The 8,487-nt window shown below is 74.4% G+C and carries 7 protein-coding genes; all 7 read left to right on the top strand.

The annotated features are described in order from the left end of the window. On the top strand, nucleotides 1–1,396 hold a 1,396-nt coding region (locus tag DQW85_RS31970; RefSeq protein ID WP_113703512.1), incomplete at its 5' end, for a class I adenylate-forming enzyme family protein. A gap of 69 nt (nucleotides 1,397–1,465) precedes the next feature. Next, nucleotides 1,466–3,034: an NAD(P)-binding domain-containing protein gene (locus DQW85_RS31965; RefSeq protein WP_240197551.1), complete on the top strand. Its 1,569-nt coding sequence runs from the start codon at nucleotides 1,466–1,468 to the stop codon at nucleotides 3,032–3,034. Between the two features lie 8 nt (nucleotides 3,035–3,042). Continuing rightward, nucleotides 3,043–4,170, top strand: a complete 1,128-nt coding sequence (locus tag DQW85_RS31960; RefSeq protein WP_113703514.1) for an alpha-hydroxy acid oxidase — start codon at nucleotides 3,043–3,045, stop codon at nucleotides 4,168–4,170. Beyond that, nucleotides 4,164–5,525 (top strand): cytochrome P450, encoded by a 1,362-nt coding sequence (locus DQW85_RS31955; protein ID WP_113703510.1) that lies wholly within the window; start codon nucleotides 4,164–4,166, stop codon nucleotides 5,523–5,525. Before DQW85_RS31960 ends, DQW85_RS31955 begins: the two co-directional genes overlap by 7 nt. A 51-nt stretch (nucleotides 5,526–5,576) precedes the next feature. Then, a complete protein-coding gene (locus tag DQW85_RS31950; protein WP_162795540.1) occupies nucleotides 5,577–6,899 on the top strand; it encodes a cation:proton antiporter in 1,323 nt (440 codons plus the stop codon). Nucleotides 6,900–6,956: 57 nt separating this feature from the next. Then, nucleotides 6,957–7,646, top strand: a complete 690-nt coding sequence (locus DQW85_RS31945) for a response regulator transcription factor (protein ID WP_205315568.1) — start codon at nucleotides 6,957–6,959, stop codon at nucleotides 7,644–7,646. Continuing rightward, the coding region (locus DQW85_RS31940) for a sensor histidine kinase (protein WP_162795539.1) at nucleotides 7,643–8,487 on the top strand (845 nt) is incomplete at its 3' end. The genes DQW85_RS31945 and DQW85_RS31940, both read left to right, overlap by 4 nt.

The following is an 8,487-nucleotide window of genomic DNA, read 5'->3' as shown; positions in this document are numbered from 1 at the left end:
GGCCGGGCTGGGGCCGGGGTGCGGCCTGGCCGTCCGGACCGGGGTCTCGCCGGAGGCGTTCGCCGCGCACATGGCGGCGCACGCGCTGGGCTGCCGCGTCGTGGGGATCCGGCCGGGGTACGCCGCCGGGCAGCTCGCCCACGTTCTCGGGATGGACGTCGCCGCCCTCCTGGTCGACTCTTCGGCGGTGACGCCGGAGCTGCTGCGGAGCGCCGGGCCGATCCCGCTGCTGTCCCTGGGCCCCTGCGCGGCCCCCTCGGACGATCTCCTGAGCTGGGCCGACGACGGCCGGCCTCTCGGCGTGACGGCGCGGCCCGGCGACGTGGCCGCGCTGACCTTCACCAGCGGCAGCACCGGGCAGCCCAAGGGCTGCGCCATCACCTACCGCGCGCTGGGCGCCCACTGGTCGTGGCAGCCCCGCGCCTGGTCCCCCGTCGCGGCCGAGCTGGCCGGGGCGTTCGAGCGCTACCTGCTGTTCGGCACGCTGGCGAGCATGGTGGTCTTCGAGTTCCTGGCGCTGTGCCTGCTGGGCGGCGGCACCGCGGTGATCCCGGAGGAGGACGGGCGGCCCCTGTTCCCCTACGCGATCGAGCGGCACCGCATCACCGGCTCCATCGTGACCGTGCCCCGGCTGTGCCGGATGCTCGACGTGCTGCGCGAGGAGCCGGTCGAAGTGGGCAGCCTGCGCGGGCTGATGGTCTCCGGCTCGCCGATCAGCCCGCGCAGGCTGGCGGAGGCGGCGGCCCGGCTCGGCCCCGTGGTCTATCAGGGGTACGGCCAGACGGAGGCCGGCTCGATCTCGATGCTCACCCCCGCCCACATCGCCGGTGGACCGGAGCGCGTCCTGTCCTCGGTCGGCCGGCCGCACCCGGGCGTGGAGATCAGCGTGCGGGACGAGGAGGGCCGGGAGGCGCCCGCGGGAGAGCCCGGCGAGATCCACGTGCGCAGCCCGTACCTGATGGCGGGCTACTGGGGGCAGCCGGAGGAGACCCACGACACCCTGCGGGACGGCTGGCTGCGCACCCGCGACCTCGGCCGCCTGGACGAGCATGGCTTCCTGCACCTGGACGGCCGGACCCGCGACGTGATCATGGTGAACGCGATGGTGGTGTACGCCGGGCCGATCGAACGGGTGCTGGCCGGTCATCCCGACGTCGTGGAGGCGTACGTCGCCGGGGCGCCGGACGAGCTGACCGGGGAGGCCGTCCACGCGTTCGTCGTACCGGCCGCGGGGCGGATGCCGGATCCGGGCGCGCTGACCGCGCTCGTCCGGGGCGAGCTGGGCGAGGACAGCGTCCCGCGGACGATCACCGTGGTGCCGGGCGTCCCGGTGGCCGCCAGCGGCAAGCCCGACAAGCGGGCCCTGCTGACCCGGCACGGCGGGCGGCCGCTCTGATCAATCTCTGAGAATCGCCCGCCAACACTGATGTTGTCCTTTCAACCAATCACCGCGACGGAGGTGTCCGTGCCGGACAACCCCCTCGACTGCCTCGTGATCGGCGCCGGCCCGGCCGGGCTCCAGCTCGGGTACTTCCTCGGCCGGGCGGGACGGAGCCACCTGATCCTGGAGGCGGGCCCCGCGCCGGGCACGTTCTTCCGGACCTTCCCGCGCCACCGCAGCCTCATCTCGATCAACAAGAAGCACACCGGCTGGGACGACCCCGAGCTCAACCTGCGGATGGACTGGAACTCGCTGCTCTCCGACGACCCGGACCTGCTGTTCACCCGCTACAGCGACCGCTACTTCCCGGCGGCCGACGACATGGTCCGCTACCTGGCCGACTTCGCCGCCGCCTGCGGCCTGCGGATCGCCTACGACACGCGCGCCGTCCGCGTCGCCCGCGCGCCCGGCGGCGGCCCGTTCGAGGTGACCGACCAGCGCGGCCGGACCTACCGGGCCGAACGGCTGGTCGTGGCGACGGGGCTCACCCTGCCCAACGTCCCGCCCATCCCGGGCGTCGAGACGGCGGATCTGTACGGCACCGCGCCCACCGACCCGTCCGTCTACACCGGACAGAGGGTGCTCGTCATCGGCAAGGGCAACTCGGCGTTCGAGACGGCGGACAACCTGGTCGAGACGGCCGCGGTGATCCACGTGGCCGGGCCGAACTCCCTCCGGATGGCCTGGCGCACCCACTACGTCGGCCACCTGCGCGCCGTCAACAACAGCCTGCTCGACACCTACCAGCTCAAGTCGCAGAACGCGCTGCTCGACGGCCATGTCAGGCGCATCGAGCGGCGGCCCGGCGGCTCCTACCTGGTGACGGTGAGCTTCATCCGCGCCGACGAGGTCACCAAGGACATCCCGTACGACCGGGTGATCGTCTGCACCGGCTTCCGGTTCGACGCCTCCCTCTTCGCCCCCGAGTGCCGGCCGGAGACGGCGGTCCAGGGCAGGTTCCCGGCGCTCACGCCCGCGTACGAGTCGGTCAACGTCCCGGACCTCTACTTCGCCGGGACGCTGACGCAGTCCCGCGACTTCAAGCGCGGCACCAGCGGCTTCATCCACGGCTTCCGGTACGGCGTGCGGGCGCTGCACCGAATCCTGGAGAGCAGGCACCACGGCGTGCCGTGGCCCGCCCGCGAGCTCCCGGCCGACCCGCGGGCGCTCGCGGACGCCGTCCTCGCCCGGGTCAACCGCAGCTCGGCGCTGTGGCAGCAGTTCGGCCTGCTGGCGGACGTGATCGTGCCGGGCGGCGACGGCGTGGCGCGCTACCTGGAGGAACTGCCGGCCGACCTGGAGGGCCCGCCGATCGGCGACGGCGGCCACTTCGCGATCACCCTGGAGTACGGGCCCGACCACGACAAGGACGACCCCTTCGACGTCACCGTGGGCCGGATCCGGCAGAGCGACGCCGAGCGGGCCCGCGAGGGCCACTACCTGCACCCCGTCGTGCGGCATCACCGGCCGGGCGCGCCGCCGGCCGTCCACCACGTGACCGAGAACCTGGAGAACGAGTGGACCTCCCCGGAGGTGCACGCCGCGCCGCTCCAGGCGTTCTTCTCCCGCCAGAGCGCGCGCGTCCGGGTGTGACTGTGGTCATGCGGACTCCCCCGACTCCGCCGACCCCGCCGACTCCGCCGACTCCGCCGACTCCGCCGACCCCGCCGACCCCGTCGATCCCTTCGACTCCGCTGACGGCGCGCGAGTTCGAGGCCGCGGCGAGGGCGCGGCTCGATCCGGCGCACTACGACTACTTCGCCGGAGGCGCCGGTGACGAGGTCACCGTGCGGGCCAACGAGGCCGCGTTCGGGCGGCTGGCGCTGCTGCCGCGGGTCCTGCGGGGCGGCGGGAAGCTCGAGACCGGTGTCACGCTGCTGGGCAGCCGCGCGGCCATGCCCGTGCTGGTGGCGCCGACCGCGTTCCACCGGCTCGCGCACCCGGAGGGCGAGCGGGCCACTGCCCGCGCGGCCGCGGCCGCCGAGACGATCATGATGGTGAGCATGGCGGCCACAGTGGCGGTCGAGGACGTGGCCGCGGCGGCGCCCGGAGCCGACCTGTGGTTCCAGCTCTACGTCCAGCCGGACGCCGCCTTCACCGAGACGCTCGTCCGGCGGGCCGAGGCGGCCGGCTGCAAGGCGCTGGTCGTCACCGTGGACTCGCCGGCGCTCGGCCTGCGCGACCGGGACCGGCGCAACGGCTTCCACGACCTGCCGGACGGCCTGCGCTGCGAGAACCTGCGCGACGGCGACCGGGTCCGGCCGATCGTCATGTCGCCGGACCTCACCTGGGAGCACGTCGACGCTCTCAGGGAGATGACAGCGCTGCCGATCGTCTGCAAGGGCGTCACGCATCCCGCCGACGCGGTCCTGGCGCTCGACCACGGCGTCTCGGCGCTGCTGGTCTCCAATCACGGGGGCCGGCAGCTCGACACCGTACCGGCCGCCGTGGACCTGCTGCCGGACGTCGTGGCGGCCGTCGGCGGTGCCGTACCGGTGCTGCTGGACGGCGGTGTGCGGCGCGGCACCGACGTGCTGAAGGCGATGGCGCTGGGCGCCGCCGCCGTCGCGGTCGGCCGCCCGGTGGTGTGGGGCCTGGCGGTGGACGGCGAGCGCGGCGTGGCGCGCGTGCTGGAGCTGCTCCGGGCGGAGGTCGAGAACGCCCTCGTCCTGTGCGGCCTGACCTCGGTGCGAGACCTTGAGCCGGGGATGGTGCGGCGGTCATGGTGAGAGGACGGCCGGCCGGGTGGGCGGCGGGAGCGGTCGCCGCCGCCGTCGCGGCGAGCCTGCCCTGGTGGCTGCCGGGGAGGGTCGTGGCGCTGCGGGTGCGCCTGTTCGCCCGGATCAACGGGAACGAGGGGATCCCCGTGCCCGGGGACCTGGTCGGCGTCGAGCGTTTCGAGGAGCTCTACTCCCATCCGGCGGCGGGCGGCCGGAGCGCGGGCGCCGCCCTGTCGGACCTGTTCTGGTACTGGCTGTCGCCCGGCCCCGAGCTGCACCAGGAGCACATCGAGGCGGGCGGGCTCTACGACGCGGTCGCCCGGGCGACGCGCGGGTTCCTCGCCGTGCCGCGCGCGGAGGCCGAGGAGCTCACCCGCCGCTGCGCCGCGCGGACGCTGAGCGCCGCCCACGGGCCGGTACGGCTGCGCGACCTGATGATGCCGCTGTGGGCGGAGTTCGCGTACGAGCTCGTCTTCGGCGAGCGGTGCCCGCGGGAGGCGCGCGACCTGATCGTCGGCAACGCGGACGACGTCGTGACGGCGCTCAAGTGCTGCGGGCTGCGGCACATGGACCGGCGCGACAGGCTGACCCGCTACCTCGTCGGGCGGCTGCCGGAGGCGCGCCGCCCGCTCCCGGAGGGGCTCTCGGCTCGGGAGCAGGCGCTGTACCTGCAGGGCGCCTTCTTCAACACCGCCGTCGTGCAGCTTTCGGAGGCCATGGCCCATGTGCTGATGGTGCTCGCCCGGCATCCGGACGAGCAGGACAGGGCGCTGGCGGGCGACGCGCGCCACCTCGACCAGGTGATCAACGAGACCCTGCGGCTCCATCCCCTCTTCGGCGTCGCCCATCGCGTCACCACCGGCGACATCCGCCTCGACGAGCGCACGACGATCCCGGCCGGCTCGGTGCTCTGCTTCAACTACCCGGAGTTCCACCGCGCGGGCCTGACCGACCCGGACCGGTTCGACCCGGGCCGCTTCGACCCGGGGCGCGCGGGACGTCCGGGACCGAACCACATCCCGTTCGGCGTCGCCGCCAACCGCCCGTGCCCGGCCTGGCGGCTGGCGCCGATCGCCATGCGGGTCGCCACGCGCGAGGTGCTGCGCAGGTACGCCCTCGCCTCCTCCGCCTCCCACACCCGGTCCCTGCCCAACAGGGGGCCGTGCCTGCTCACCCCGCGGGGGGCGCCGGCCGGGCGCTCCCCTCGGCGGGCGCTGCTGCTCATGCGGCTCCGGGACCGCTGGGAGGACGTCGGGCGCAGCCTCGTCCAGCTCGTCCTCGGCGGCTACATGGTGTGGGACGCGCGCCGGCAGCGGCTGTGCGAGCGCCACTTCGCCGGCGCCCGGCGGGCGCCCGGCGACTGATCATCCGGACCACGAGCGGGAGAGAGAATGCCCTTACAGACGCCCTCGCACATGGCCGCGCAAGCCCAGGTCGCCGCCGCGGACGCCAACCTCGAACTGATACTCAAGGTGCTGCCCGCCCTGGTCGTCATCCTGCTGACCTCGGCGGTGTGCGGCCGGCTGGCGCTCATGGCGATGCAGCCGCGCGTCCTCGGCGAGATGGTCGCCGGCGTGCTGCTCGGCCCGACGTTCTTCGGCTGGTTGTTCCCGGGCGCCCAGGCCGCGCTGTTCCCGCCCGACGTGCGGCCGGTCCTGTACGTGCTGAGCACCATCGGGCTGACGCTCTACATGTTCCTGGTGGGAGCAGGGCTGGACCACGGCGCCCGCACGCCGGGCGAGGTGGGACGGGCGGCGGCGCTGGCGACGTCGGGGATCGTCCCCTCCCTGCTCCTCGGCTTCGGCGCGGGGCTGCTCCTCTGGAGCACGCTCTCGCGCCCCGACGTCAGCCCGGTGGAGTTCGCCCTGTTCGTCGGGGGCGCGCTGTCGCTGACCGCGTTCCCCATGCTGGCCAGGATCCTCTACGAGCGGGGCCTGCAGAACTCCCCCATCGGCCGGCTCACGCTGCTGGCCGCCTCCGTCGACGACGCGCTGGCGTGGTGCCTGCTGGCCGTGCTGACGGCGACGCACCTCGGCTCCGGCCCCGGCGGCGCGCTGCCCACCATCGTGCTGACGGCGGTGTTCGCGGTGGTGATGCTGAAGGTGGTCGCCCCCCTGCTGCGGCCGCTCGGCGCGAGCGTCGCGCGCACCGGACGGCTCGGCCCCACCGGCATGTACGTCGTCGTCCTGGTGCCGCTGACGGCGGGCTGGATCACCGACTGGATCGGGGTGTACGCGGTCTTCGGCGGCTTCTTCGCCGGGCTCGCCATGCCCCGCGACCCGGCGTTCCGCGAGGCGCTGCACGGCAGGATGTTGGACGTCGTCTCGACGCTGCTGCTCCCGGTGTTCTTCACGTTCTCGGGGCTGAACACCCAGCTCGGCGGCATCGCCGGGGGCTCCATGCTGCTGGCGTTCGCGCTGATCCTGGCGGCGGGCTTCTGCGGTAAGTACTTCGGCTGCGCGCTGTCGATGCGGGCGCTGGGGTTCGGCTGGCGGGAGTCGTACGCGGTGGGGGCTCTCATGAACGCGCGCGGGCTGATGATCCTCATCTTCATCAACATCGGCCTCGCGCAGGAGATGATCACCCGGGAGCTGTTCGCCATGCTGGTGCTGGTCGCCGTGCTCACGACCGCGGGCGCCCTGCCGCTCTACAAGCTGGCGCTGCCGGAGCGCCACGAACGCGCCCGGGCCGACGACGCCGACCGGCCCCCGCGCCCCCGGGCGTCCACGCTTCCGTGACCGGCCCCACGCGGACCGGCCCTGGTATTTCGGCGGCGGTGGTGCCACGGTTGTTGCGTGGCTGGGACATCGGGAGCAGCCGGCCCACCCTCCCGTCGGCTGCTGCTCGTCGAGGATGACCGCGAACTCGGGCACATGCTGGTCGGCCTCTTCACTGAGCAGGGATACACGGTAGACCTGGCCCCGGAGGGGCAGCGCGGCCTGCACCTGGGCCTCACGCGCCCCTACGACGCGATGATCGTCGACCGGGGGCTTCCCGGGATGGACGGGATCGACCTGCTGCGGCGGCTGCGCCGCCAGGCCGTCACCGTGCCGGCGCTCGTGCTCACCGCCTTCGGCGCGATCGCCGACCGGGTCGCCGGGCTCGACGCGGGCGCCGAGGACTATCTGGTCAAGCCGTTCGACATCGACGAGCTGCTGGCCAGGGTGCGGGCCCTGCTCCGCAGGAACCTGGACCAGGCGCTGCTGCTGCCGCTCGGCGCGGGCTGGCTGGATCCGGAGGCCCACACCGTCCGGCTGCCGACCGGGGAGCAGGTGACGCTCTCCGGCCAGGAGTGCCGGCTGCTGCGCGCGCTGGCGACCCGCCCGCGGCAGGTGCACACGCGGGCCTCGCTGCGGCAGCGGGTCTTCGACGGCGCCCACAAGGAGTCCGTCGTCGACACGTACGTCTACTACCTGCGCAACAAGCTGGGATCGGGCGTCGTATGCACGGTACGGGGCGTGGGGTACCGCCTGGGCGAGCTGTGATCGAGCGGCCGCCTCCCGGTCCGGAACCGCGACTGCTCGTCCGCGCCCGCCGCCGGGTGACCGCCCAGGTGGCGGGGGCGATCTCGGTGATGCTCGCGCTCCTCGGGGTGATGGTCTTCTGCGCCATGGCCGGCGACCAGGACGCGGCCGCGCGGCGGGAGCTGGCGGAGGCGGCGCTGACCGGCGACCTCGCCCGGCCCCCGTCCTGCGTCTGGCTGTTCGAGCTGCGCGGCCACATCCTGCGCGGCTCTCCCGGGGCGCCGGCGGGGCTGCCGGAGCATTCGGCGCTGCACCGGGTCGCCGCCGGAGGCCGGCCGCTCGTTCACCGGGTGCGGATCGCCGGGCACGCCTACCTGGTGCGCACCGAGCGGCGCGGCGAGGTGACGGTCCAGGCGGCGATGGATCTGCGCCTCCAGGACGCCGAGCGGCACCGGCTGCTGCGCAGGCTCCTCGCCGCGGAGGTCGTGGGCCTGCTGGCCGCGCTGCTGATCGGCCAGGTCCTCGCGCGCAGGGCGATCGCGCCGCTGGGCGAGGCCCTCGCCCGCCAGCGCCGGTTCGCCGCCGACGTCAGTCACGAGCTGCGCACGCCGCTGACCCGCCTGCACACCCGAGCGCAGCTCGTCGCCCGCAGGCTGCGGCAGGGCGCCCGGCCGGCCGACGTCGCCGACGAGATGGACCGGCTGGTCACCGGGACCAGGCAGCTCGGCGAGGTGGTCGAGGATCTGCTGCTGTCCGCGGGAACCGGCCGGCCGCGCCGGCCGTACGGGCCGGTGGACCTCGCCGAGCTCGCGGAGGAGCTGGCCGAGGCCGAGGCCGCCCGCGCCGACGCGCTCGGTGTCAC

It is taken from the genome of Nonomuraea lactucae, from assembly GCF_003313395.1.
GTDB classification, from domain to species: Bacteria; Actinomycetota; Actinomycetes; order Streptosporangiales; family Streptosporangiaceae; genus Nonomuraea; species Nonomuraea lactucae.
Note: the sequence above shows the minus strand (reverse complement) of the source record. Positions and strands in the feature narration are given on the sequence as shown.

Coding starts and splice junctions, on each gene's coding strand:
- DQW85_RS31960 (WP_113703514.1), top strand. CDS start 3,043: ATGCGGACTCCCCCGACTCCGCCGACCCCGCCGACTCCGCCGACTCCG.
- DQW85_RS31955 (WP_113703510.1), top strand. CDS start 4,164: ATGGTGAGAGGACGGCCGGCCGGGTGGGCGGCGGGAGCGGTCGCCGCC.
- DQW85_RS31950 (WP_162795540.1), top strand. CDS start 5,577: ATGGCCGCGCAAGCCCAGGTCGCCGCCGCGGACGCCAACCTCGAACTG.